Below are 25864 nucleotides of genomic sequence, written 5' to 3' on the forward strand. Positions count from 1 at the left end.
CCGGGAGAACAGATGTCAGCGAATAGTCACCGCCCCGAGTTCGGCCTTGCCTGATGAGGAACCGCCCTTGCCGGGAATGGTGATGGGAACCGAAACGAGTTCTCGCCCGCCGGATTCACGCGCAGCTTCGACCTTGAGGACATATTGCCCGGCGGGAAGATTGGCGGGCAACGGGATCTGGTAGGTGCCCGGCGCGCGGGTCGCGCCGCTCACGCCGTCGGCAGGAAGCCTGAGCGAACGGCCGCCCTTGCGCCACCAGCTGCGCAGGTCGACCAGCCACTTCGTACCCGGCTCGTTGCCACCCTTCTTGATGTCGTACCACACGAAAACAGTGCGCGCGGCCCCACCGTCCGCAGGCTCGAGCCAGCCCGCGACGTAGGGCTTGTGATATTCGGCGACAGCGACGCGCGGGATCGTGACGCTGACTGTCGCGGCGCCCGCCGGGCTCGCAATCGTCCCCGCTGCGAGCAGGGGAACGGCAGGAAGGACTTTCGATTTCATGTCTGGTCTTTCGCTCAGTGGATGAAGAACAGGGCAAGCACGACCGGCAGCACGAGGCTGAACCCCACCAGCGGCCAGGTCGAAGGGCGGTGTCGTGCGTGAAGCTGCAGCAGGAACAGACCGGTCAGAGTAAAGATCACGCAAGCCGCAGCGAACAGGTCGATGAACCAGAACCACGCCGCGCCAGTGTTGCGGCCCTTGTGGAGATCGTTGAGGTAGGAGATCCAGCCGCGGCTGGTCGTCTCGGCAGTGATCTCGCCGGAAGCGCGATCGATGGAGACCCAGGCATCGCGGCCCGGCCCTGGCAACGCGACATAAACCTCCTCTTCGTCCGTCCAGTCTGCCGCGCGCCCCGCAGGATCCACCGGAACTGCGGCGGCTACGGCCTTGGCGACGTCTGCAGGCAGCTCGGCGTGGCCGTCATTCGGCGCTGGCAGATTGGCCAGCAACGATGCAGACAATACCCCCCGGCTCTCAGCCCCCACCGGCCTGGCGGAAATCGATGAAGCGTGATTGAGAGTGATGCCGGTAATGGCAAACAGAAGCATTCCGGCCAGCGAAATTGCCGCACTCATCCAGTGCCAGGCATGCAACTGCTTCAGCCAGAACGAGCGGGCCTTGCGGCTCTTGCGCGGCTGACGCCGTTGCGTTGCCCCGGCGGCCGGCACCGGTTCTCGGCGGCTGTGCCGGACCTCCGATTCGCGGGTTGGGCGTGCGGCGGCTTCAACAGCTTCCAAAGCAGGTATTCCTTCGTTCACCGGGAGGATCAAGGCAGGCCAGCGGCCCGCCCCCAACAGGTCTGCCCGGCATCCAGCAAAGTCTGGACAAGCCACTCTCTAATGTATATGAGAATGACTCGCAATATCGACTAATCATCACGAATGAGGTCAAGCGTGGCGACACTCGCAACAACGGCATTTCGCGCGAATTCGGACGGAAGGTTCCCAAATGTCCGGGAGGAGAGCGCGATTGCCCCAGCCCGATGCGCGCCGGGCGGTAATGCGCAAGCCGGAATATCCGGCGGCGCATCAAGCGAATCAGCCACGCCTTACGAGCGTTCCGGTTACCAGCCCTCACGCCGTTCCGGCCCTGCCGCAGCAATCGCCGCAGCGGGAACCGTGCTGGCGATCGTGGCCTGCTTGATGACTCTCAACTTCGTGAACAGGCATGAGGAAAAGCCACGGCTGACTGTGATGGCCATTCGCGAACTCGACACAACGCCCCAACCGGCACCGCCGCCCGCGAGTGTTGAGAAGACTGTCGAGACGCCGGTTCCTGCCTTCGTGCCGAAACCCGAAATCCAGCTGCCTGCACCGGGGCCAGTCAAAGTGGCGCTTGATATGCCGCCGCCGCCCGTACATGTGGCGACTGCCGCCGTCCCCCAGCCTGTAGCAGTGGCGGCACCAGCGTCAGCACCTGCACCAGCTGCCGGAGCGCACGAAGGCGGGGACCTGTCGGGCAAGGCACTTTTCATCAATCCTCCCGTCTATCCGGTACAGGCGCGGCGCCAGCGCGAACAGGGCACCGTCAAATTGCTGGTACTGGTCGGCGTGGACGGGCGCGTCGAGGACATCGAGATCGCCAGCAGCAGTGGCAGCACGGCGCTCGACCGCGCGGCTCTGCGCGCCGTACGGCACTGGAGGTGGGAGCCGGTATCGCGCAACGGCACGGCCATGGCCGTGCGCGGCTATGTCGTCATCCCGTTCGTGCTGAAGACGCAGGACGCCTGAGGGGCCCTGCGCCTGCGGTCAGGTGTCGCCTTCGTTGACGCTGGCAATGCCCGGGCGCTCGGCCCCCATGCCGGAAAAGCCGATGCAATAGCCGCCATCGACCGGCAGGATCACGCCCGTCACATAGGCCGCCTCGTCGCTGGCCAGATACAGCGCGGCATTGGCGATGTCCTGCGCAAGCCCCCAGCGGCCCATCGGAATACCCGCCAGCACCGGGTAATCGGCCGGCGGTGCAGCATGGGTTTGCGAGGCCTCGACAAGACCGGTCCACATCGTGCCCGGCGCGATCGCATTGATACGGATATTCTTGTCGGAATAATCAAGCGCGGCAGTCTTGGTGAGCTGGTTCACGCCCGCCTTTGCCGCGCCATAGACGCTGTGGTGCTTCCATCCGACCACGCCCGAAGCAGACGTGGTGTTCACAATCGCGCCGCCGCCGGTCTTGAGCATCGAGGTGATGCCGTACTTCATGCCGAGGAACGCGCCCTTGATATTGGTGGCATGGACCCTGTCCCAGGTCTCGGTGGTCTGGGTATGCAGCGGCGCCATCGGCCCGCCGAAACCGGCATTGTTGCACAATACGTCAAGCCGCCCGAAGCACTCCTCGGCCTTGGCGATCATCGCCTGCACGTCCGCCTCACTGGAAACGTCGCAATGCACGCCAACGGCATCGGCACCGAGCAACGCAGCGACTTCGTCCTGCTTGCCCGAGATATCCGCCAGCACCAGCCTGGCACCTTCGGCATGGAACAGCTGCGCCATGGCCTTGCCCATGCCCGAACCCGCGCCGGTGATGATGCAGACCTTGTCCTGAAGCCTTCCGGCCATAATTCTTCTCCCGTTGGTCTATGTTTTCCGGATCAGGCGGAGGTGTCGATGGTTGGCCGGATCGAGATTTCCGAAATATTAGTGCGCCGCGGCATCGCTAGGATGAAGACGATGGCCTCGCCGATGTCGCGAGGCTTCACCGCGCCTTCCTTGCTCACGTGGGCCTGGATCGCCTTGCGCCAGTTGGGATCGGAGATGTTGTCCCCCACTTCAGTTTCGGTCGCACCGGGCATCAGCGTGGTGACGCGGATGTTCTTGCCGCCCAGTTCCTGCCGCATGCCGTCGGTCATGAAATTGACCGCGTGCTTGCTGGCCGAATAGGCGCTCGTCATCGGGCCGCCCTTGCGCCCCGCCAGCGAGGATATGGTGATGATGTCGCCGCCGCCCTGCTCCAGCATGTGCGGCACGGCAGCGGCACAGGTATAGACCGTGCCCATGAGATTGATGTCGATCACCTTGCGGTAGATCGCGGTATCGCAGTTCTCGATCCCACCGGCTTCCATGATCCCGGCCGAGTTGATCAGGATGTCGATGCTGCCGAGCTTCGCAACGGTCTCCTCCACCGCCCCGCGCGCCTCGTCCTCGACAGTCATGTCACCCGGAATGGCCAATGCCTTGCCGCCCATCGCCTCAATCTTTTCGACCAGCCCAGCAAGCCGGTCCGCGCGGCGCGCGGTCATCGCAACGGTAGCACCCGCCTCGGCAAGGCACAGCGCCGCGCCTTCGCCGATACCGGACGAAGCTCCGGTAACGAGCGCGACTTTCCCTTCAAGCGGCTTGGACATTGCTGGCATTCTCCCGGTCGTTCGTAATCGGGCACTCAGCCCAAATCGTATCCATTTGCTGACGTGGCCATCACCGCGTGTCAACAAAAATTGCTGAACACGTGTTCAAAGCACCAGGAACCGGCCGAGCGATGTATCCAACCGCCAAGGCCCTGCCCCTAGGCAATCACCAGCACCGAGCGGTGGATGAAGCGCACTAAGTCCGCCTGTCCGCGCGCACCGGTCTTGGCATAGATACGCTTCGAATAGGTCCGCGCGGATTCGACCGTCAGCCCCAGATCCGGCGCCGCCTCGCTGATCGACATGCCCCGGCTCAATGCCAGCGCCAGCCGTGCCTCGCTGGGCGCAAGATCGAACAGTTGAGCCAGTTGCTCGCAGCGGTCCGCCGACGACCAGTTGTCCGCATGCAGATAGCAGACGATCGCGGGTTCGGCCTGCGTCGTGGCCTGCGCGGTGTCCGGGCTCTGTCCCGACGGGACCATGAGCAAGTCGAGCCAGGGTTCCCGGCTCAACACCAGCGCGCGGGGCCGGGCCTGCGGATTGCCGCTCAGCCCTGCTATGGCATCGAGCAACTGCCTGCGCAGCTGCGGATCGCGGGCTGTAAGGCGGCCATCCTTGCCACGCGACAATCGCCCCGCAGCCGCCAGCATCTGCGCCCCATGCGCGTCCGCATTCAGCACCCGGCCTTCCCGGTCGAGCGTCAGCCATCCGAAGTTCATGCGCCGCACCGCTTCCTTGGCGACCGAAGCGGTCATGCGCTCGCGCTCCAGCGCCACAAAGCTGGCCAGTGCAGCCCGCATGTGCGGTGCCAGCGCTTCCAGCAAACCATCGACATCCGGCGCGAATTCACCTTTCCGGCGGGTGACCGTGATCCAGCCGCTGACGCCGCCGCGCTCGGTGAAGCGGATCATCCGCAAGTGGTTCATCCCTGCCGGGACGAGTAGCTCGGACATGTAGGTTTCGTGATCGGGATCACCCGGCTGCAGCAGCTCGTTGAGGCGGTAAGTCCGCCCCTCCCGCATGTCGTGATGCGGCATCGGGTCCATGCGATTGAGATTCTCGCGGTGGTGCTGCGCGAGATCGGGCGGAAATGCCTGCCCGGAATAGAGATGGATCACCCGGGCCTCCGGTGTTCCGAACGGCAGGGGCCGAAAGACCAGACTTGCATAGTCGCCCGACACGCGCGCCCGCAACGCATCGAGAAAGCCGCCCCATGGCGGATCTTCGGCCAGCCCCTCGATCAGCGGCACCAGCAGGGTGTCCGCATCCTCTCCAGTCAACATACGCATCCCCAAATGGGAATTTTCTTCTTCCGCCCCCTAGCCCACAAAACGGGTGCAAACAACGAGGCCGCCCGAAGCATCACCCTGGCGTTTCAGGGGCATTTCGAAGGCGCGGCCGAGAGAGGATAATACGCGATGAAAGTGCAACCCGCCGCGTTCCTGCGCACGACCCTGCCGCTTGGCATCGACATGGCCGCCGAGTACGATTCGGGGCGCTACCACTCGATCTGGCTACCCGATCATATGGTCAGCTTCTGGCCCGATTCGATCTGGACGCCCGAGTTCACCGATCTCGCCAAGGCCTCGCCCAGTCCGCACCGCCACCTCGATGGCATGGCAGTCAGCGCGGCGGCGGCAGTGCTGACGAAGAACACACCGCTGGCAACCACGGTGATCGATACCGTACGCCGCCACCCCTCGCTGCTGGCGCAGAGTGCACTGACGATCAGTCACTTGTCCAAGGGCCGCTTCATCCTTGGCCTGGGTTCGGGCGAACTGGAAAACACCGTCCCTTACGGCTTCGATTTCTCCAAGCCGGTCGGCCGGTTCGAGGAAGCGATCAAGGTCATCAAGCTGCTGTGGCATTCGGATGGACCAGTCGACTTCGAGGGCCATTTCTTCCGCCTCGAACACGCGCGCCTCGACACCGAATTCTACGACGGCAAGGCCCCGCCGATCTGGACCGGGGCGGCGGGCCCGAGGATGCTGGGCATTACCGGGCGCGAGGCCGACGGCTGGTGGCCCGCAGGGGCCTGGACGCCCGAAGATTACGCCGCCAAGCTCAAGGTCATCCTTGATGCAGGCGATGCCGCGGGCCGGGACATGAGCGGCTTCACGCCCGCGCTCACGCAGATCTGCCTGATCGGCGAGCCGGATGAAATCGACGAGATGCTGCAGACGCCCATGGTCAAGTCGATCGTTCTGATGATCACTGCCAAGGACCTCGCCCAGTTCGGTTACGAGCACCCGATGGGGCCAGACTGGCGCGGCATCATGGATTTCGATCCGGTCAAGCTCAGCCGCGAAGCCATGCTGAAATTCTGCGACGAGATGAACCCGCAGGCTATCCGCGACATCCTGCCCGTTGGAACCCCGAAGGATGTGGCGCTCAAGATAAAGGGCTACATCGATGCCGGAGCTCGTGTGTACAAGCTGATGGAATATGGTGCCATGGGCGGCGTGAAGTTCTCCGCCACCTCCGCCGCCAAGGTCCGCGAGACCGAAGACGAAATCCAGAATCTGGTGGAGGCCTGAGATGCCGGAACTCGACGCGCAGCAATTGTTGCAGCGTGCGACGGACGAAACCGGTCTGTCCGACTGGGCCGACGACGGTTTTCCGGAGCGTTTCGCGCTGGCGATCCAGCATATCAATGGCATTCCGATGAACGAGGCTGGACGCAAGGCGGCAGCGGAAAACATCCACTGGCTGCTGACTGACCGGCTGAAGTTCTTTCAGGACCGCAAGGTCTATCCGCTTGCAGACGAAGTGATTGATCGTCCCATGTTCGCGACTGGCGAGCCGCGCTCGGGCACCACGCTGATGCACGCACTCATGTCGGTCGACCCCGACGCGCGGGCGCTGCGTTTCTGGGAAGTCATGCACCCCTCACCGCCGCCGGGCTCCATACAGGACACCTATCCCAAGGTGGTCGACCACCGGCCCGAACTGGCCGATGACGAGTGGCGCGAGATCAACACCAAGATGGCCAAATGGCTCCACTGCCACCCTTACAACGACATGCTGGGCAATGGCCTGCCCGAAGACGAGCGCACCTGGGCCTTCGACTTCCGCGTGATGACCCCTACCGCCTGGTGGCGGGTGCCGATGCAGAACCTTTCATTCGGCCTGCCCGCCGATCCCACCGCGCAATACAGGATCCACAAGGCCATGCTGCAGGCCATGCAATATGGCCGGGAGCAGAAATACTGGGTGCTGAAGGGCTTTCACACCACGCGCCTCAAGGAGTTCTTCGAGGCCTATCCCGATGCCTCGCTGGTATGGCTGCACCGCGATCCGGTGATGGTGGCCGCCAGTTCGACAATGATGATGTCCGACATCATGGAAGGCATTGTCGGCAAGATCGATCTGGTGAAAGAAGCCAAGATGCACCTTGAGCGGGTGCGCTGGTCGGTCGGCAATACTATGACCAACCCCATGGTCGACGACCCGCGTATTCATCACGTGCTCTACCGCGATTTCGTGGCCGATCCTATCGCCACGATCCGGGGCTATTACGCATTCACCGGAAGGCCCTTCGGCGCCACGCAGGAAGCGGCAATGCGCGGCTACCTTGCGAACAACAAGGGCGACCGGCACGGCAAATTCCACTACTCCACCAAGGTGCTGACTGACGCCGGATACGACCTCGACGCCCTCAACGAAGAGTTCGCACCGTTCCGCGAACGCTTCGGCGTGCCGATAGAGAGGCGTGACTGATGCACCCGCGCGTCTGCCTGCATCAGGTCGGCTTCCTGTCCGAACCAACCGCGGCATTCGTCCAGTTCTGCCGTGAAATGGGCGTGCAGCACATGACGCTCGCACAACCGGATGCACTTGATCCGTCTGAAATCGGCGAGTTGAAGGCAGCGCTGACGGCAGGTGGCACCTTCCCCACCAACATGACCCAGCCATTCGCCCGCCATCCCGATCTCGAGCGGGACACCGGCGGAGCCGGGCTGGCGCTGAACCAGGCCATCGATGCGGCGGCAGCCCTCGGCACACGGCACATCTACATCGTCTCCGGCGGACGCGGCACGCTCGACTGGGAAGCCGCCGCCGTTCGGCTCGCCGAGCTGATCGCTCCCTGCCGCGCCCATGCCGCCGGGCTTGGCGTGACGCTTTCGATCGAAACTGCCAACCTGCTCAATGCCGACATTCATTTCGCCCACACGCTCGATGACACCATCCGCGCGGCCGAGATCGCCGGGCTCGATGTCACGATCGATCTGGGCGCCTGCTGGTTCGAGGGCGGGCTGAAAGAAAAGTTCGCCCGCGCCATGCCGCGCACGCGGCTGGTGCAGGTGAGCGACTACGTGCCGGGCGACCGCTCCACCCCCTGTCGCGCCGTACCGGGCGACGGCATGGTGCCACTGGAGCGACTGCTGGGAGACCTCCTCGAAGCTGGTTACGAAGGGGTCTTCGACCTGGAACTGCTGGGTCCGCGCATAGCGGCGGAGGGACATCGCGAGGCCTTCGCCCGTGCTGCCGGAAACCTGTCCGAACTGCTTACGAAACTGGGAGCCTGATCATGGCCTATGGCGACGCACCGGCGGACAAGGATCTCAAGGCTGCCTGGGACCGCTTCTGCGACGATCTGAAGCAGGCCGGCACCTATGCTTTCAAGGATGCCAATCCGCCCAACCCACTCCAGCGGGCCGATGCCTTTCGATTCCTGACTCAAAACCTCGGACAGGCCTTCGATCTGGCGCTGGAGACCAATGACCCAGCCTTTCCGCAGATCCACTATTTCACCACGCCGACGATGAAACTGGGCGGAGACGTATCCGACTTCACCTACCGGCAGGCCTGGATCTCGGGCGATCACACCTACCGTATCACCGGGAAACGCGGCACCGCCCGGTGGCTCAACGTGACCGTGCAAGGGCCGCGCCCGGAGACGATTCCCGGCACCGAATGGCCGAGCCTGCACGAACCCTTTGGCGATATTCCCCAAGCCAACATCCTCGGTTCGCAACTGGAAACCGATGCAGAGGGGAACTTCGAACTTTTCATTGGTGGGCAGCAGCTCGCGAGCAACTGGCTGCCCACTACCCCCGGCAGCCGCAAGCTGTTCATACGCGAGGCCTTCGACGCCTGGGGGGAGACGCCCACCCCGCTCACCATCGAACGCGTGGGCATGGACGACCCGCGCCCGATGCCCTCACCCGAACGCATAACCGAGGCGATGGACTGGGCTGGCCGGTTCGTCACCGGACTGATGGAGCAATGGCCGGAACACTCATGGCTGACTTCGCGCGGCGTCTGCGATCCGCATACGCTCAATGCCTTTCCCGCCGACAAGTCCGCCAACGATGATGCCGATGCCAGGCGCGGGCGCATGGCCGCGCACATGATCTGGCGGCTGCGACCCGATGAAGCTCTCATCGTCGAGATGGACATGCACGAGGGTTTCTGGATCTTTGGCATGGGGGGCGCCTTCATGGGCTCGATGGACTTCCTCCACCGCCCCGTCAGCTACACGCCTGCACGCACTAAGGTGGACACAGACGGTGTCGTCCGCCTCGTCATCGCCCACAACGATCCGGGCGTGCACAACTGGCTGGACACCCAAGGGTTCAGCGACGGCAATCTCACCTACCGCAACCTGCTCACCCAAAGCCCGGCGGCGTTCCGGACCAAGCTGGTGAAACGCGCAGAGCTGATGGCCCACCTGCCTGCCGGCACCGCCACGGTCACACGGGAACAGCGCGCCGCAATGCTGCTGGAACGCTACCGGGCAATCAAGCTGCGCTTCGGAATCTGACGCCTATTCCCCATGGACCGCCGCGAGCGGCTCGGCCGTGCGGTTGGCCTTGCGCATGAACAGCGCCAGCGGTGCGGCGATCACGGCGAGGATCAGGATCGCCCGGTAGGAATTGACGTAGGCGACCATCGCCGCCTGCCGCCCGATTTCGCCCATCATCGCCTGCACGCCGGGCACGTTCATCACGTCGAAGTCCGGCATGCTCCAGCCGATCACGGGATTGTCAGGCCGCACACGCTCGACGAGATGCGACTGCACTTGCGCCTGATCGCGGATCGTCGCGGCCTGGATCAGCGAGATACCGGCCGCGCCCGAGAGGCTTCGCACCAGCGTGAAGATCGTCGAGCCTTCGTTGCGGTGTTCACGCGGCAGCGTTGAAAAGACGATCATCGTCAGCGGCAGGAACAGCAGCCCCGATCCGCAGCCCTGCAGGAACGTGACAAAGCCCATTCGCGTCTGGCTGACTTCCAGCGACATCGACGAAAGCAGGGCAAGGCTGCACACCAGCAGTGCCATTCCCGTAAAGATGAGATAACGCGCATCCATTACCGACACGAGGCGCCCCACCAGCATGATCGTAATGATATTGCCGATCGCGCGCGGGGTGGAGATGAGGCCCGTCAACAGCACCGGATAGCCCAGCAACTGCTGCATCATGCTGGTCATGATCGGGATCACGCCGGTCAGGAAAATGCCCGTCACCGCCGACAGCATGGTGCCGAGCAGGAAGTTGCGATCCTTGAAGATCGCGGGCTTGATGAACGGGTTGCGGGCGGTGAGCATGTGAACCACCGCGACATAGGCGAACAGCGCCGCCACTGTTCCTTCGATGCAGACTTCGGTGGAATCGAACCAGTCGAGCATCTGCCCGCGATCGAGCATGAGCTGGAATGCGGCAATGGAGATCGACACAAAGGCGAAGCCGCGCGCATCGAACGGGCTGGCGCGCCCCGGATGCAGATCGCGCGCGAAGACCATCAGGCCGGTGAAGGCCATCACGCCCACCGGTGCATTGATCAGGAAGATAGCCCTCCAGGAAACGTATTCGGTCAGCCAGCCACCGAGGATCGGCCCCATCATCGGCCCGAGCAGCGTGCCCATGCCGAAGGCTGCGATCGCGGGCCCCTGCTTTTCGGGCGGGTTTATGTCGAGCAGAAGAACCTGGCTGAGCGGGACCAGACTGGCCCCGGAAAGCCCCTGAACCAGCCGCGCGAAGACCAGGAATTCCAGAGTGGGCGCAAGACCACAGGCAATCGAGCTGAGCGTGAACCCCACCACCGACAACGCCATGACCCTCACGCGCCCGAAGCGGTCCGCCATCCAGCCCGCCAGAGGCGTCGCGATGGCGCCTGCCAGCAGGTAAGAGGTGAGCACCCAGGCAATCTGGTCCTGCGAGGCGCCCAGTGTGCTCTGCATGTGGGGCAGCGCGATCACTGCAATCGTGCCGTCGAGCGTTACCATCAGCACGGCAATGATCGTCGCGCCCGTGATCAGCAAACGGCGCGACGGATCGGGATAGCTCGCGCTGGTCATGGGTTTTCGATGGCTTCCTAAGCGTGCTTAGTAAAGCTCGCATGGTGCCGGGCCGCGGGCAAGGGCCCAAACCGCGCCGTAGCGATGCCGATAAGGTTCAGCGCCCCTTCCACACCGGCTTGCGCTTTTCGGCAAAGGCGCGCGGGCCTTCCTGCGCGTCTTCGGAATGGTATGCCAGTTCGTGCGTAGCGCGGGCGGCCTGCAGCGCGGCACCACGCCCCATCTCGGTGGAGAGCATGACCGTCTCACGCGCGGCCTTGACCGAGAGCGGCGCGCCTTCAAGCACTTCCCACGCCAGTTCGATCGCCGCATCGAGCGCGCCGCCCGGCTGAGCAAGGCGGTTGACCAGACCGATCTCATAGGCGCGTTCGGCGGTAATCGGCTTTCCGGTCAGCACGATCTCCATGAAAATGCGCTGCGGGATCATGTGGATCAGCGGGGCCGCCCACGGGCTACCGCGCCCCACCTTCACTTCGGTGATGGCAAACTTCGCATTGGTGCTGGCGACGCACAGGTCGCAGGCCTGCGCGATCATCCAGCCGCCGGCCATGGCATGGCCGTTGACCGCAGCGATGGTCGGCTTGCTCAGTTCGATGCTGTCATAGGGCAGCGCGAACATGTCGCGCGGCGGCACCGTCATGCCCGTCTCGACCATTTCCTTGAGATCGCCGCCAGCGCAGAAGGCCTTGTCCCCGCTGCCGGTGAGGATGGCGATGCGCAAGGCATCGTCCGCCTCGAACCGTGCCCAAGCCTCGCGCAGGCCCTCGCGCACATCGCGGCTGAGGCAGTTGCGCTGCTCGGGACGGTTGATCGTGATGATTGCGATGCCATCTGCGCGGGCATCGTAGAGAACGGCACCAGAGTCACTTGCGGTCATAATCAGAACCCTCGCTTCGCGATTTCACGGGCGGCACGGTCGAGTTCCTCGCGGAAATCCGGGTGGGCCACGGCAACCAGCCGCCGGGCACGCTCGGCCAGCGACTGGCCCTTGAGTTCGGCCGCGCCGAATTCGGTTACGACGACATCGACTTCAGTGCGCGCCGAAGTCACCGGGCCGGACAGGCTGGGCACGATCTTGCTGAGTGCACCGCCCTTGGCAGTTGCGGCCAGCACCATCAGCGAGGCCCCGCCCGGCGAACGCGCCCCGGCCCGGACGAAATCGACCTGTCCGCCGGTCCCGCCGACGTAGAAATTGCCCACCTGCTCGGCATTGACCTGACCGGTCAGGTCCACCTCGACCGCCGAATTGATCGTGACGAGACGCGAAAGCTTGCCCAGCACGCCCGCATCGTGGGTGTAACTGGTCGGCGTCATGCGGATCGCCGGGTTCTCGTGCGCCCAGTCATAGAGCCGCTTCGTGCCGATCAGCGCGCCGTTGATCGAGACACCCGTATCGATCTCCTTGCGCGCATTGGTGAGAACACCCGCTTCGGCCAGTTCGACGAGACCGTCGCCCAGCATTCCCGAATGAACGCCGAGGTCCTTGCGGTCATGCAGCAAGCGCAGGATCGCATCGGGCACCGCGCCGACGCCGGTCTGGATCACCGAGCCGTCACCGATGTATTCGGCGCAGAATTTCGCTATCGCCTCGTCGGTAGCGCCGATCTTCGCAGGCGCGACTTCCACCGGCGTTCGGCTAACCGGCACGGCCACGTCGATCATGCTGCCGGGGATCAGTTCACCCTGCACATACGGCACCTGCTCGTTGACCTCCGCAATGACGACCCGCGCCTTGTCGACAGCCGCGCGGACGTAGTCCGAAATGAGGCCACACGAATGGTTGCCCTGCGCGTCGGCCGGGCTGACCTGGATCATTGCCACGTCGCACGGCATCACACCCCATTCGATCAGCGGCGCGACCTGGCTGACGTGCACCGGAATGACATCGAGCAGGTTGGCCCTGGTCATCGAGCGCAGCGCCCCGATCGCCCCCATGCTGGAAAGGCGGAAGGCGCTCGCGGTCTCCGGCGTGAACAGGCCTGAGAAGCTGGTGGCAATGAAGGCACCGAGGTTGCCGATCATGGCACCCTGAGCAATCAACGCCTCGACCAGTGTCGTGGGCTCGCCGCAAGCCTGCCCGAAGACGATCCGGTCTCCGGGCTTGAGGTACTTCGAGAAGTCCAATGCCTCAGGGGCGACGATATCCGTCACAGTTTGCCGGCCTGCCGCAGTAGCCGCTCCGCGCGGGCGAGGTAGGGACGGTCGAGCATGCCGCCCTTCCAGCCGATGGCGCCAACGCCGGGGTTCGCGGCGAAGACATCAACGATTTCCTGCGCTTCGGCGATTTCCTCTTCGGTCGGTGTGAAGGCCGCGTTGATCACCGGGATCTGCGCCGGGTGGATCGCCAGCATACCGCGATAGCCGTCGCGGCGGACCTTTTCGGCGCGCAGGCGCAGGGCTTCAAGATCCTTGAAATCGGCGCTGATCGTCTCGATCGCGGTCACGCCTGCGGTCGCCGCGCCCATCACGCAGAAGCTGCGGGCCAGTTCGTAGGTGAAGGAATAGGAGCCGTCGGCATTCTTGTTCGACGACGCGCCGATGGAATCGGCCAAGTCCTCAGCCCCCCAGGTCAGCGCCACAACGCGCGGGCAGCCCTTGTAATCGCCCCAGTGGAACATGGCTTCGGCCGTCTCGGTCATCAGCACGATCAGCGGGGTGGAACCCTGCTCGATGCCACTGGCAACCTCGAAGGCCTCCAGGTACTTGTCGAGCGTTTCGACATCTGCGCGCCCATAGACCTTGGGCAGCATGATCCCGCCCGGCTGCGCAGGCATCACCGCGGCAAGATCGAGCAGGGTGTAAGGACCATCAAGCGGATTGATCCGCACCCAAAGGCGATGACGCTGGTCTGGGTTGGACTTGATGAAATCGTGGACCATCGGACGCGCATTGGCCTTGTTGTCCGGCGCAACGGCGTCTTCCAGATCGATCAGTACGATGTCGGCCTCGCCCTCCATCGCCTTCTGCATCTTCTTCTCGCTGTCCCCCGGCGCGAAGAGCCAGGAGCGGGCGGAGATGGGTTCATGCTTAAAGGTTTCGGGGGTGACGGGCATCGCAATCCTCTCGTCATCCCAGCACGGGCCGGGATCGGTCTCAACAACGCGGGCACAAAGCGCTCGCGGTCCCAGCCTTTGCTGGGATCGCGGTTAATCTCAATAGGACTTCGGCAGTTCCAGCACACGTTCAGCTATGTAATTCATGATCTGGTGCGGGCTGACCGGTGCGATGCGCGGGATCAGCACTTCGCGCAGGTAGCGCTCGACGTGGTATTCCTGTGCATAGCCCATGCCGCCCATCGACATGACGGCGGTCTGGCAAGCCTCGTAACCGGCCTCAGCGGCGAGGTACTTGGCGGAGTTCGCCTCGGCCCCGCAATCCAGCCCCTTGTCGAACAGCGTGGCGGCCTTGAACACCATCAGGCTCGCGGCCTCCACCTGCATCCACGCCTTGGCGAGCGGGTGCTGGATGCCCTGGTTCTGGCCGATCGGACGGCCAAAAACGACGCGCTCCCGCGCATAGCGGCTGGCCTTCTGGATCGCGACGCGGCCAAGACCGGTTGCCTCGGCGCCAAGCAGCACGCGCTCGGGATTGAGGCCCTGCAGCAGGATCTTGAAGCCCTGTCCTTCCTCACCGATGCGGTCTTCCTCGGGGATGAACAGGTCGGTGATGAACAGCATGTTCGAGCCGACTGCGTGGCGGCCCATCTTGGGAATGATCTGATGCTCGATGTGCGCACGGTCGAGCCTGGTGTAGAACAGCGTCAGCCCTTCGGTTTTGCGCTTAACCTCTTCGAGCGGCGTGGTGCGCGCGATCAGCAGCATCCGGTCGGCCACGTGGGCGTTGGTGATCCAGATTTTCTCGCCGTTGACCTTGTAGCCGCCCGGCACCTTTTCGGCACGGGTCTTGAGGCTGGTGGTGTCGAGCCCGGTGTTGGGCTCGGTCACCGCGAAGCACATTTTTTCCTCGCCCGACAGGATCGGCGGGATCATGCGCTGCTGCTGTTCTGCCGTGCCGAACAGGATGACCGGCTCCAACCCGAAGACCGGGCCGTGGATCGACGAGGCCGCTGTCATGCCGCCACCTGATTCGGCCACTGCCTGCATCATCACGGCCGCTTCGGCGATGCCCAGGCCTGCGCCGCCCACCGATTCGGGCATGGCCACTCCCAGCCATCCGGCTTCCGCCATCGACATGTGGAACTCAAACGGGAATTCGCCGCTGCGATCCTTTTCGAGCCAGTAGTCGTCGGAGAACTGCGAACAGTGTTTGAGGACCGCGTCGCGGATATTCTGCTGATCTTCGGTGAATGAGAAATCCACGGGACTCGACCTTCCTTCCCAGGTTTCGTCTCAGTTCGGACGCGACGGGGAATTAGCAGCGCGACACCAGCGGCACAACCTTGAATGTACTAATATCAGTCCATTGAACGAAAATACGCATAGACCTGCCATCGGCGCTGCGCTAACGGAAGCACCAGGCAACGGAGAGCAAGATGGCCGGAGAGGCACAGATGACTGGGCGCAGCGGGCCACTGGCGGGGATTCGCGTGGTCGACCTCACCAGCGTCGTGTTCGGCCCCTATGCCACCCAGATCATGGCCGACATGGGCGCCGAAGTGTTCAAGGTGGAGCCGCCCGCAGGCGACAATACCCGCTGGATCACCGAAGGCCCGGTCCCCGGCATGGGCGGCATCTACGTCAACGTGAACCGCGGCAAGCGCGGCCTGATGCTCGACCTGCGCCAGGACGAAGACAAGGCCATGCTGCGCCAGCTGATCGCCACGGCCGATGTCTTCATCCACTCGATGCGCGGCAGTGCCATCAAAAAGCTCGGTTTCGACTACGAGTCGGTCCGAGCGATCCGGCCCGATATCGTCTACACCAATTGCTACGGCTACTCGCGCCGTGGCCCCGAAGGCGACAAGCCAGCCTACGACGACACCATTCAGGCCGAATGCGGCATCCCCTATGTGCAGGGCCTGATGAACGGCGAGCCCGGCTATGTCGCCACGATCATGGCCGACAAGGTGGCGGGCCTTCATGCGCTTTACGCGACGATGATGGCGCTTTTCCACCGCGAGCGCACTGGCGAAGGGCAGGAAGTGGAAGTCACCATGTTCGAGGCGATGAGCTCGTTCATGCTGGTGGAACATGCCAACGGCGCCATGTTCTCGCCGCCGACCACACCCGCGTTCTACCACCGTGCCGTCGAAAGGAATCGCCGCCCTTACAAGACCAAGGACGGCTACGTCGCCGCGCTGGTCTATAACGACAAGCACTGGAACGCCTTCATTGACGCGATCAAGCCAGAGTGGGCGAGTGACGAATTTTCAACGCTGGCCATGCGCGCCAGGCAGATCGGCCGCGTCTATGGCCTGCTGGGCGAAACCTTCCTCACCCGCACCACGCAGGAATGGCTCGACACGCTGCAAGGGCTGCACATCCCCTGCGCACCACTGCGCTCGACCGGCGAATTGTTCGAGAACGAGCACCTCAATGCCATCGGCTTCTTCGAAGAGCTCGACACGCCGCAGGGTCCCGTCCGTTTCCCGGGCGTCCCGGCCTGGTTCTCGGCCACACCGGGACGCGTCCACGGCCCATCTCCGATGCTGGGCGAGGACAATGATGCCGTGCGCGCGGAGCTTGCGGAGAACGCTGAGGCGATTGCTGCTCAAGCAGATGCCTCCAAATGAACAGTACTGTTGATTTGAGCGGAAGAGAGATTAGTCCTTTGCCCAAAGCGCGCATGGCAATCGCCGCTGGGGAGAGTGACTGAAGCCCGCCCGCAGGGCCGCACCGGCAGCGGGCGCCCCCGGCCAGACAGCCACATGAACGCAACTGAATCGAGATCGAAGAAAGGCAACCCGATGTACGCAGACGAGACCGAAGCGGCGCCGGCCGCGACGACCAAGCCCAAGGGCACCCCTGTCTACAAGCGCATTCTCGACCTGTTCGAGGCCGAGGGCATCCGCACCCTTTATGGCATCCCCGATCCCAACTTCGTCCACTTCTTCCTCGAAGCAGAGCGCCGCGGCTGGACCGTCGTCTCGCCGCACCACGAGGCATCGGCAGGCTTCATGGCCGCCGCCACGGCCCGCATCACCGGCCAGCCCGCGCTGTGCATCGGCACCCTCGGGCCGGGCATGGCAAACATGATGCCCGCGATCCAGTGCGCCAAGGTTGAGAACGATCCGGTGATCTTCATGGGCGGCCAGCGCGCCCGCATCACCGAACGCCGCGTGCGCCGCGGCCGCATCCAGTTCGTGCGTCAGGAACCGATGATCGAGGACTCGGTCAAGTTCTCGAGCTCGATCGAATATGCCGACCAGACCGACGAGATCGTGCGCGAGGCCATCCGCGTCGCCATGTCGGGCACGCCGGGGCCGTGCTACATCGAGTATCCGCATCACGTGATCCTCGAGGAACTGGACGTTCCCGAAGTCCTGCCGCCGCATCGCTACCGCCTGACCAACCAGGGCGCGGACGGTGACCGCATCGCCGAAGCCGCCGAGCTGATCGCAAACGCCAAAAACCCGATCATCCTCGCCGGCCACGCCGTCTACACCAGCAAGTCGGGCCAGGCCGTGCGCGCACTCGCCGAGATGATCGGAGCGCCGGTGATCCAGACCTCCGGTGGCACCGCCTTTATCGAAGGCATTGAGGACCGCACCTTCCCCTACGGCTTCTCGGAAGTCTCGATCGACGCCGTGGTCGACAGCGACCTGTGCATCGCGCTCGGCACCGAGCTGGGCGAGCCGAGCCACTACGGCCGCTGGCGCCACTGGGTCGACAACGAAGCCAACCGCAAGTGGATCTACGTCCAGCAGGATGCGACTGCCATCGGTGTGAACCGCCAGATCGACTGCCCGCTGGTAGGCGACCTGCGCGGTGTCGTGCCGCAGCTTGTGCGCGCGCTTGAGGGGAAGACCCTGCCGGGCCACCCGCGTTTGGCCGAGTTCATCGCGCGCGATGCCCAGCAGATCAAGGATCTCGACGAAGAGTCGCAGACCCGTGACGACGGAACCGGTAACATTCCGATGAACACCGCGCGCTTCGTGGTCGAGGCTACCAAGGCCTGCCCCAAGGACGCGATCATGATCCGCGATGGCGGCGCCACCGTGATCTACACCTGGACCTACAACCAGGCGAAGCCGCACGACGTGATCTGGAACCAGAACTACGGCCACATCGGCACCGGCCTGCCCTACGCGACCGGCGCCATGCTCGCCGACCAGGCCGCCACTGGCAAGGTGCGTCCGGGCATGCTCGTCACCTCGGACTCCTCGTTCCTGTTCCACATCGGCGAACTGGAAGTGGCGGTGCGCAATAACCTGCAGCTGGTCTGCGTCGTCGGCGTCGACTTCCAGTGGGGCCTCGAAGTCGGCGTCTATCGCATGACCTTTGGCGAAGGCACCAACGAGGCCGGCGTGCACTGGTCCGACAAGGTCCGTTTCGACAAGATCGCCGAAGGCTTCGGCGCCGCTGGCGAGTTCGTCACCGACGCGGCCGACATCGGCCCGGCCATCGAACGCGCCTATGCCCGCGGCGGCGTGACCGTGATCCACTGCAAGATCGACCCGGTCGCCAACGCCACCGACAAGCCGCAGTACAGCGAGTTCCGCACCTGGTACGCCGAAGGCACCCAGTGATGCGGTCAGCCGGGACCATCGTCTTGCGACCAGGCGGGTTCGCCCGGCCATGGTGTGGGACGATATTCCGGTAGAAGAATGACAATGCCCGTACCGCCTTGCATGGTGTGCGGGCATTGGCTTTGATCACCCTGCAAATTCTTGGGAGCGGGACATGCGCAATTACACTCAGTTCTATATCGACGGCCGCTTCGTCGATCCGATCAGCCCGAAGACCGCCGAAGTCATCAACCCGGCGACCGAGGAAGTTTCAGGTACAATCTCGCTGGGTACGCCCGCCGATGTCGATCTTGCCGTGGCTGCCGCGCGAAAGGCCTTCACCAGCTATTCGCAATTCTCGGTCAAGGAACGCCTCGATCTGCTCGAGACGATCCAGGCCGAGTACATCAGGCGCGAAGAGGAACTGGGCGAGGCAATCATGGAAGAGATGGGCGCCCCGCGTCCGCTCGCCTGCGGCTTCCACACCCTGCTGGGCAAGGGCCACCTCGGTACCGCGATCGAAGTGCTCAAGACTTTCAAGTTCGAGGAAGAGCGCGGAGTCACCATGATCCGCAAGGAACCGATCGGCGTCTGCGGACTGATCACACCGTGGAACTGGCCGATGAACCAGACCTGCGTGAAAATCTTCCCGGCGCTGGCCACCGGCTGCACGATGATCCTCAAGCCGCCACAACTCGCGCCGTTCTCGGCCCAGATTCTCGCCGAAATCCTGCACGATTCGGGCGTGCCTGCCGGTGTGTTCAACATGGTGCAGGGCAAGGGCAGCGAGATCGGCACGGCCATGTCGAAGCATGAGGACATCGACATGATCTCCTTCACCGGTTCGGAGCCGGTGGGCGTGCAAATCCAGAAGGATGCTGCCGAAACGGTCAAGCGCGTCGGGCTGGAACTGGGCGGCAAGAGCGCATGGATCGTGCTTGACGACGCGTCCATGGCCGCCAATGTCGCCGGGGCGACGGCCGGCATGATGGGCAACTCGGGCCAGACCTGTTCGGCCGGCTCGCGCCTGCTGGTGCCCAATTCGCGCATGGAAGAAGTGATGAAGGCCGCCGCCGAGGCCGCCAATGGTGTGACCGTGGGCGACCCGACCGGCAACTTCGCAATGGGGCCGGTCGTCTCGAAGAGCCAGTACAACATCATTCAGGAATACATCGAGAAGGGTGTCGAAGAGGGCGCCGAACTGATCGCCGGTGGTCCGGGCCGGCCCGAAGGACTGGGCAAGGGCTGGTACGTCAGGCCGACCGTGTTCGTGGGGACCAACCAGATGGTCATTTCCCGCGAGGAAATCTTCGGCCCGGTGCTCGTCATCATCGGCTACGACGACCTCGACCATGCAGTGGAAATCGCCAACGATTCGAACTTCGGCCTGGGCGGCTACGTCTCGGGCGAGGACCTCGACACCTGCCGCGACGTCTCCCGCAAGATGCGCACGGGCGCGATCTGGGTGAATGGCGGCTTCGACTTCACCGCGCCGTTCGGGGGCTACAAGCGCTCGGGCAATGGACGCGAATGGGGAGACTACGGCTTCCACGAATATCTGGAGGTGAAGGCAGTCGTAGGCTGGAATCCGGCCTGATCCATCCCCTTCCAAGTCGTTGAAATGGCCTGGATGTCACGAGACGTCCGGGCCATTTTGCATCTCCGATGCCTTTACCCGTGTCCGGCAATCAGGTGGCGCCGCGCCCTATTCCCTCTCCGCGAAGTACCGCGCCATGGCATCCGCTGCCCTGTCGGTAAGCTCGATAAAGGCACGGCGGCGGTCGCTGTCGTCGCAGACGCGTGCGAACAGACCCGCCTCCACCATCTGCCCGATCCAGCGCAGCGCCGTCGTCGGCGGAACGCCCGAGGCAATGCACAGCGATGTAACCGAGACACGCTTGTGCTCGACCCGGGCCGCGGTGAGATCGAGCAGCATGTCCCACGCCGGATCGGCGAAAAGTCCGGGATCGAAATGCCGCACGCGCTGCTGGCGCTGCCGGATAATCTTGCGCACCAGACGCGCGTCCGGAAGCGGCGGCCGGGCCGCGTAGCGCCTTCCCTTCTGCAGCGCGCCAATTTCATCGGCAATGCTCCCGGAACCGTAAGATTGGCTGGCGAACCGGAACGCACTGTCCCCGCCATCCTTTACCTGCGAGACATCCGGCGCCAGCCGTTCGATCTTCCCCGCAATTTGCCCAACCTGATCGGACAGGCGCAGCAGCATCAGCCGGTCATCGTCTGATAGCTCGCGCAGCCGGTTCTGGCCAAACCCGGCCAGAACCTGTCCCAGCGCGATCACTCGTTCGGCCCGGCTGGGATCGACCAGCAGCACTGGGGCCGACTGATCCATACATGAAAACACGTCATCAAGGGCTTCCACGCTGGTCGACACGATCAGTCGCACATCGCATCGGGCCGCATGTAAATCGAGCAGCGCCAGAGCCGCGAAGGCCTCCGCATCGACTTGCGGACAATCGACCATCACAACGTCGCCGAGCGGTCGCGCGGCGCCTCCGGACAGATCCGCCAGCGACGCGAAAGTGGCAATCTTCAGTCCAGCAGCCTGCGCGTCATCTCGCATGACCGCGCGCAGATGCGCTCTGTCGGCGAAAATCGAAAGCGTCACTGGCAAACCGCCTGCCCCGATGCCGCGGCCCGACCCCGGGGATGAATACGGGAAATCCGGCTGATGGAATTCCGTGTCGTGCATGGGTTCCGACTCCGCGTTCCTTGATGTGAACAGGAGTAGAACAAAATTGGATCACATCAAGACTTCTGGCAGTCCGACACCGTTAAAACCTTGCAAGCGTCATGCCCACCAACCCGCCAGTTCGCGGCGCACGAGAGCCTCGATCATCGCCATGCCCGGCTCCCGGTCATTCAGGCAGGCAAGCGTAGCATAGCGCTCCCCGCCTGCTGCCTCGAACACCTCGCGCCCGCGGATCGCCAGTTCTTCCAGCGTTTCCACGCAGTCCGCAGAAAACCCGGGGGCCGCGAGCGCAATGCGCCGTGTGCCCGCCTTCGCCTCGTTCTCCAGCACGGTCTCGGTCGCCGGTTCCAGCCACTTGGCACGGCCGAAACGCGACTGGAACGTGGTTTCGATCCGCAGCCCCGGAAACCGCCGCGCCAGCCGCTCGCCCAGCAAGCGCGAGGTTTTGAGGCACTGGCAGTGATAGGGATCGCCCAGGTGCAGCGTGCGCTCGGGCATGCCGTGATAGGACAGCAGCAGAACTTCGGGCACGAAATCCAGCGCCTCGACCTGTGCCGCGACATCCTGTTCGAGCGCCGTGATGTAAGCCGGATCATCGTAATACGGCGGCAGCGTGCGCAGGGCCGGGTGCCAGCGCATCGCGCGAAGCGCATCGCCAATGCTATCCATAACGGATGCCGTGGTCGCGCCTGAATACTGCGGATAAAGCGGCGCAATCAGGATGCGGTCACAGCCTGCGGCCTTCAACGCCTCCAGCTTCATGGGGATCGAGGGATTGCCGTAGCGCATCGCCCAATCGACCCGCACGCCCTGCCCCAGCCGGGCCTGCAGCGCTTCCGCCTTTGCGGCGGTGATAGCGGCAAGCGGCGAGCCCTTGTCCGTCCAGACCTGCGCATAGGCATGGGCGGACCTAGCCGGACGCGTGCGCAGAATGATCCCGTGCAGGATCGGCTTCCAGGCAATCGCGGGAATTTCCACCACGCGTTTGTCCGAGAGGAACTCGGCCAGATAGCGTCGCACCGCTTCGGGCGTCGGCGCATCTGGTGTGCCGAGATTGACCAGAAGGATGCCGATCCCGCCGGTCGTTACGGAAGGGTGATCGGACGGCAGCATCACAGTTCCTCATCAAAAAGCGGCAGGCGTCGGAAACGCAGGCCCGTCGCCGAAAACAGCGCATTGGCAACGGCAGGCGCGACAACGGCGACGCCCAGTTCACCCGGATCGGCCGGATCGGCCGTACTCTCGATAAATTCCACCTCGATCGCCGGGCAATCGGCCAGCGTGGGCAAACTAAGATCACTAAGCCGCTCGTTGCCCGGCCGGCCGCCTTCATAGCGCACAGAGCAGCCCAGCACGAGACCGAGCCCGAACACCAGCCCGCCCTCGATCTGCTGGCGGGCGATGTCGAGATTGACGATACGGCCGATGTCGGCGACCGCGCTCAGCTTGTCGACCCGCACACCGTTCTCGTCGCGGCGGGCACTTGCAATCAGAGCGATGCGCCCCTCCCCGATGACGTGACAGGCGATGCCCTGCCCGCTGTTGTCACCGCCCCCGCCCCACTGTGCGAGCGCCGAAACACGCTGGAGGCATTCCGCAAGGCGGGGCTCCTTGCCCAGCATCGCCATGCGGTAGGACAGCGGCTCGCGGCCTGCCTTGTGCGCCATTTCATCTACGAAGCTCTCGTTGAAGAAGGCCGTGTAGCCATGGGCGTTGCCGCGCAGGCGCGCGGTCGGCAGATCTATGGTCGTGGGGATATGATCGACCGCCACATGCGGGATGACATAGGGCGGCACCGCGCCTTCCAGCGCAAGCGGATCGTCCTTGCCCCCTACTGCGCGGATCGCCTCTGCCGGTGTCTCACTGCCGAACAGCCGGCGGCCGAACTCGCGTGCCGTTGCCGGCATGGCAACACGCGCGCGCCAGCCGGCAATACCGCCTTCAGTATCGAAACGCCCGGCCATCACCGCTACCACCGGCGTGCGCGGCAGGCCCGCGCGCATCTCCTCGCGCCGGGACCACGTAAGCTGCACCGGCTGCCCCGCCTCTTTGGCGAGGATCGCCGCTTCGACTGCGTGCCCCATTTCCAGCCGCCGGTCGAAACTGCCGCCCAGCGGCATCGGGTAAAGCACCACTTGCGAGGCTTCGAGCCCGACGGCCCGCGCCGCTGCCTCGCGGGTTGCTTCAGGCACTTGCGTGCCCACCCATAGCTCCAGCAGCCCCCCTTCCAGCCGCGCGGTGACGCTGGCCGTCTCGATCGTCGCGTGCACTGCCGGGGCAACCACATAGCGCAGTTGCAGCGGCAAGCCGCCTTTCACAACGCCCATGTCGCCCGAAGCATGGATGCGATGTACCTTGCCCGCCCGCATCGCCTCGTCGAGGGTATTGTCGAGATTGGTGCTTTCGACACCGGCGGCAACCTTGAAGCGCGGCTTCATCCGCGTGAGCGCAGTGTCCGCCGTCCACCAGTCGCGCGCGAGGGCGGCGACCCAGCCCTCACCTTTCACCGTCCGCACGAGGCCCTTCATCGACTTCGCGGCATCCTCATCGATCCCGGCCAGCGACGCGCTGGCACCAAGCGGTGCATGCCGGATCGCCGCATGGAGCAGCCCCGGCAGCCGCACGTCGCCTGCAAAAGTCCATGATCCGTCGATCTTGGACGGCAGATCCAATCGGGGATAACGCAGCGCGGCGCCGGGCGGAAATTCTCCGGGATCCTCGGCCATGGCATCGGCGCGCAATGGCGGGGTCGAGGGGGGAGAACAGGCTGCCGCCTCTTCCACCAGTGCGCCGAACGGCAAGCGCTTGTCCTCGTGGACGATGAAGCCGCCCTGCGCGTCGCATTCCTCCCACGCAACGCCCCAACGCGCCGCCGCCGCCTGCATCAACATGGCGCGGGCCGAAGCGGCTGCGGCTCGGGCAGCGTCCTCATAAGCGCCCAGCGACATGCCGTCTGCCGTCGCGTTGAAACGGTGATCCTCGGCCCAGCGGCGCGTGATCATGCCGTCGGGATCTTCCGCCAGCGAGGGCATCACCGGCATCCACAGTGGCGCCCAGCGCGCCGCCAGCGCCAGATTGGCATAGAGCGCGCTGACCGGTGCGGGTTCGACCGCAACCTGCCGCCAGTCCGCGCCCAGCTCAAAGGCGACGACTTGCGGGATGAGCGTAGTCACCCCCTGCCCCATCTCGACTTGCGGCACGGCGACCGAAATCACGCCATCGGTGCCGATCTTGATCCAGGCGTCAAACGCGAACTCACCCTGGCCCGGTGCCAGCGGGAGCGGGAAATGCCGGGGACGCAGCACATAACCGAGCGCCAGCCCGCCACCGGCCAGCGCCCCGATCAGGATGCCGCGCCGGGAGACCGCCATCAGTTCGTGTCCAGCCAGTCCGCGACCCTGCGCGCGAGGTCTGCGAAAGCCGCCGCCTGCGGTCCTTCGCCCGCTGCCGGGGGCGTGCCCGCATCGCTTTCGCGGCGGATCGCGATGTCGAGCGGAATGCGGCCGAGGAAGGGCGTGCCCATCGTCTTGGCGCAGGCTTCCGCGCCGCCGGAACCGAAGGGGTCGCTCACTTCGCCGCAATGAGGACAGATGTAGCCGGCCATGTTCTCGACCACGCCGATCACAGGAACGCCGCCCTTCTCGAACAGTTCGACCGCGCGGGTCGCGTCGATCAGGGCAAGGTCCTGCGGTGTCGAGACGATCACTGCCCCGGCGGGCTTGAACTTCTGCAGCATGGTGAGCTGGATGTCGCCGGTGCCCGGCGGCAGGTCGACGATGAGAATCTCGGCATCGTCCCAATGCCCTTCGAGCAGCTGCGTCAGCGCGCCCGAGGCCATCGGCCCGCGCCAGGCGATCGCCTGCCCCGGATCGGACAGATGACCCATGGAGAGGACCGGCACGCCCCAGTGGCTGGCCACCGGCACCAGCCGGTTGTCATGCGCGACCGGCTTCTGTCCTTCTGTGCCGAGCAACCGCGCCTGCGAGGGGCCATAGATATCGGCATCGACCAACCCGACCTTCCGCCCCGTCCGCGACAGGGCGACCGCAAGATTGGCCGCGACCGTTGACTTGCCGACACCGCCCTTGCCCGAACCGACGGCAACGATCCGCTGCATCGGCTTTGCGCTTTCAGCCGCGTCTGCCTTGTCCGCCATCAGAGCGACGCGCACTTCGGAAACGCCCGAGGCGGCTTCCAGCGTCTTTTTAACAGACGCTTCCACCCCCGCCCGGGCACGGGCATCCATGCCGGACGCATCGAGTACGATCGTCACGCGTCCATCAGCCAACCGCAGCGACTGCACGCGAGCGGCCTCTTGCGGGGCCAGCAGGGTCTTCAGTCGATCGGAAGCGTCTTGGGTCATGCGGTCTCCGTTTTCGCGGC

The 25864-nt window shown here is 64.4% G+C and carries 22 protein-coding genes; 8 read left to right on the plus strand and 14 right to left on the minus strand.

All coding sequences use genetic code 11. The features are described 5' to 3' along the window. Positions 1-15 precede the first annotated feature (15 nt). Both MTR64_RS06990 and MTR64_RS06995 read right to left on the minus strand, forming a co-directional pair. A complete protein-coding gene (locus tag MTR64_RS06990; protein WP_243992203.1) occupies positions 16-501 on the minus strand; it encodes a DUF2271 domain-containing protein in 486 nt (161 codons plus the stop codon). Positions 502-515: 14 nt separating this feature from the next. Then, complete coding sequence (locus tag MTR64_RS06995; RefSeq protein ID WP_243992336.1) at positions 516-1169, minus strand: PepSY-associated TM helix domain-containing protein; 654 nt, start codon at positions 1167-1169, stop codon at positions 516-518. Positions 1170-1643: 474 nt separating this feature from the next. Here MTR64_RS06995 and MTR64_RS07000 point away from each other — a divergent pair, with 474 nt between their 5' ends. After that, positions 1644-2231 (plus strand): energy transducer TonB, encoded by a 588-nt coding sequence (locus tag MTR64_RS07000; RefSeq protein ID WP_243992206.1) that lies wholly within the window; start codon positions 1644-1646, stop codon positions 2229-2231. An 18-nt stretch (positions 2232-2249) separates the two neighbouring features. On the opposite strand, the gene MTR64_RS07005 is transcribed toward MTR64_RS07000, so the two are convergent. From MTR64_RS07005 to MTR64_RS07015, 3 genes are all read right to left on the minus strand, one after another. Next, entirely contained in the window at positions 2250-3059 is an 810-nt protein-coding gene (locus MTR64_RS07005; protein ID WP_243992208.1) for an SDR family NAD(P)-dependent oxidoreductase, read from the minus strand. 32 nt (positions 3060-3091) lie between these two features. Next, a complete protein-coding gene (locus MTR64_RS07010; RefSeq protein WP_327194253.1) occupies positions 3092-3844 on the minus strand; it encodes an SDR family oxidoreductase in 753 nt (250 codons plus the stop codon). Between the two features lie 158 nt (positions 3845-4002). Further along, entirely contained in the window at positions 4003-5127 is a 1125-nt protein-coding gene (locus tag MTR64_RS07015) for a helix-turn-helix transcriptional regulator (RefSeq protein WP_243992212.1), read from the minus strand. 135 nt (positions 5128-5262) lie between these two features. Here MTR64_RS07015 and MTR64_RS07020 point away from each other — a divergent pair, with 135 nt between their 5' ends. From MTR64_RS07020 to MTR64_RS07035, 4 genes are read left to right on the plus strand one after another with little or no spacing between them, the layout of a single operon-like run. Beyond that, positions 5263-6381 (plus strand): LLM class flavin-dependent oxidoreductase, encoded by a 1119-nt coding sequence (locus MTR64_RS07020; RefSeq protein WP_243992215.1) that lies wholly within the window; start codon positions 5263-5265, stop codon positions 6379-6381. Position 6382: 1 nt separating this feature from the next. Further along, positions 6383-7564, plus strand: coding sequence for a sulfotransferase family protein (locus MTR64_RS07025; RefSeq protein WP_243992217.1), 1182 nt, complete (start codon positions 6383-6385; stop codon positions 7562-7564). Beyond that, the gene (locus tag MTR64_RS07030) at positions 7564-8373 is read left to right on the plus strand and encodes a sugar phosphate isomerase/epimerase family protein (RefSeq protein WP_243992219.1); all 810 of its coding nucleotides are present in this window, start codon (positions 7564-7566) and stop codon (positions 8371-8373) included. Before MTR64_RS07025 ends, MTR64_RS07030 begins: the two co-directional genes overlap by 1 nt. 2 nt (positions 8374-8375) lie before the next feature. After that, positions 8376-9611, plus strand: a complete 1236-nt coding sequence (locus MTR64_RS07035) for a DUF1214 domain-containing protein (protein ID WP_243992221.1) — start codon at positions 8376-8378, stop codon at positions 9609-9611. Positions 9612-9614: 3 nt separating this feature from the next. Here the strand turns inward: MTR64_RS07035 and MTR64_RS07040 are convergent, their stop codons facing one another. From MTR64_RS07040 to MTR64_RS07060, 5 genes are all read right to left on the minus strand, one after another. After that, entirely contained in the window at positions 9615-11144 is a 1530-nt protein-coding gene (locus tag MTR64_RS07040; RefSeq protein ID WP_243992223.1) for a DHA2 family efflux MFS transporter permease subunit, read from the minus strand. Positions 11145-11241: 97 nt separating this feature from the next. Next, positions 11242-12021 (minus strand): enoyl-CoA hydratase-related protein, encoded by a 780-nt coding sequence (locus tag MTR64_RS07045; protein ID WP_243992225.1) that lies wholly within the window; start codon positions 12019-12021, stop codon positions 11242-11244. A gap of 2 nt (positions 12022-12023) precedes the next feature. Beyond that, the gene (locus tag MTR64_RS07050) at positions 12024-13295 is read right to left on the minus strand and encodes an acetyl-CoA hydrolase/transferase family protein (protein ID WP_243992227.1); all 1272 of its coding nucleotides are present in this window, start codon (positions 13293-13295) and stop codon (positions 12024-12026) included. Next, entirely contained in the window at positions 13292-14197 is a 906-nt protein-coding gene (locus MTR64_RS07055) for an HpcH/HpaI aldolase/citrate lyase family protein (protein ID WP_243992230.1), read from the minus strand. Before MTR64_RS07055 ends, MTR64_RS07050 begins: the two co-directional genes overlap by 4 nt. Before the next feature lie 99 nt (positions 14198-14296). Next, entirely contained in the window at positions 14297-15463 is a 1167-nt protein-coding gene (locus MTR64_RS07060; RefSeq protein ID WP_243992232.1) for an acyl-CoA dehydrogenase family protein, read from the minus strand. A gap of 191 nt (positions 15464-15654) precedes the next feature. On the opposite strand from MTR64_RS07060, the gene MTR64_RS07065 reads away from it, so the two are divergent. From MTR64_RS07065 to MTR64_RS07075, 3 genes are all read left to right on the plus strand, one after another. Further along, a complete protein-coding gene (locus tag MTR64_RS07065) occupies positions 15655-16836 on the plus strand; it encodes a CaiB/BaiF CoA transferase family protein (protein ID WP_243992234.1) in 1182 nt (393 codons plus the stop codon). 174 nt (positions 16837-17010) lie between these two features. After that, the gene (locus MTR64_RS07070; protein ID WP_268740796.1) at positions 17011-18792 is read left to right on the plus strand and encodes a thiamine pyrophosphate-binding protein; all 1782 of its coding nucleotides are present in this window, start codon (positions 17011-17013) and stop codon (positions 18790-18792) included. Positions 18793-18946: 154 nt separating this feature from the next. Continuing rightward, the gene (locus tag MTR64_RS07075) at positions 18947-20368 is read left to right on the plus strand and encodes an aldehyde dehydrogenase family protein (RefSeq protein ID WP_243992239.1); all 1422 of its coding nucleotides are present in this window, start codon (positions 18947-18949) and stop codon (positions 20366-20368) included. Between the two features lie 108 nt (positions 20369-20476). Here the strand turns inward: MTR64_RS07075 and MTR64_RS07080 are convergent, their stop codons facing one another. The 4 genes from MTR64_RS07080 to MTR64_RS07095 all read right to left on the minus strand — a co-directional run bounded on the left by MTR64_RS07080 (position 20477) and on the right by MTR64_RS07095 (position 25844). Then, complete coding sequence (locus MTR64_RS07080) at positions 20477-21481, minus strand: MarR family transcriptional regulator (protein ID WP_243992241.1); 1005 nt, start codon at positions 21479-21481, stop codon at positions 20477-20479. A 99-nt stretch (positions 21482-21580) separates the two neighbouring features. Then, entirely contained in the window at positions 21581-22594 is a 1014-nt protein-coding gene (gene hemH / locus MTR64_RS07085; RefSeq protein ID WP_243992244.1) for a ferrochelatase, read from the minus strand. Beyond that, complete coding sequence (locus MTR64_RS07090; RefSeq protein ID WP_243992246.1) at positions 22594-24852, minus strand: molybdopterin cofactor-binding domain-containing protein; 2259 nt, start codon at positions 24850-24852, stop codon at positions 22594-22596. The genes hemH and MTR64_RS07090 overlap by 1 nt, the downstream gene beginning before the upstream one ends. Then, on the minus strand, positions 24852-25844 hold the full coding sequence (locus MTR64_RS07095; protein ID WP_243992248.1) for an Mrp/NBP35 family ATP-binding protein: 993 nt from the start codon (positions 25842-25844) through the stop codon (positions 24852-24854). Before MTR64_RS07095 ends, MTR64_RS07090 begins: the two co-directional genes overlap by 1 nt. Positions 25845-25864: the final 20 nt, after the last annotated feature.

This window comes from Novosphingobium album (ex Hu et al. 2023) (assembly GCF_022832385.1).
GTDB lineage: Bacteria > Pseudomonadota > Alphaproteobacteria > Sphingomonadales > Sphingomonadaceae > Novosphingobium > Novosphingobium album.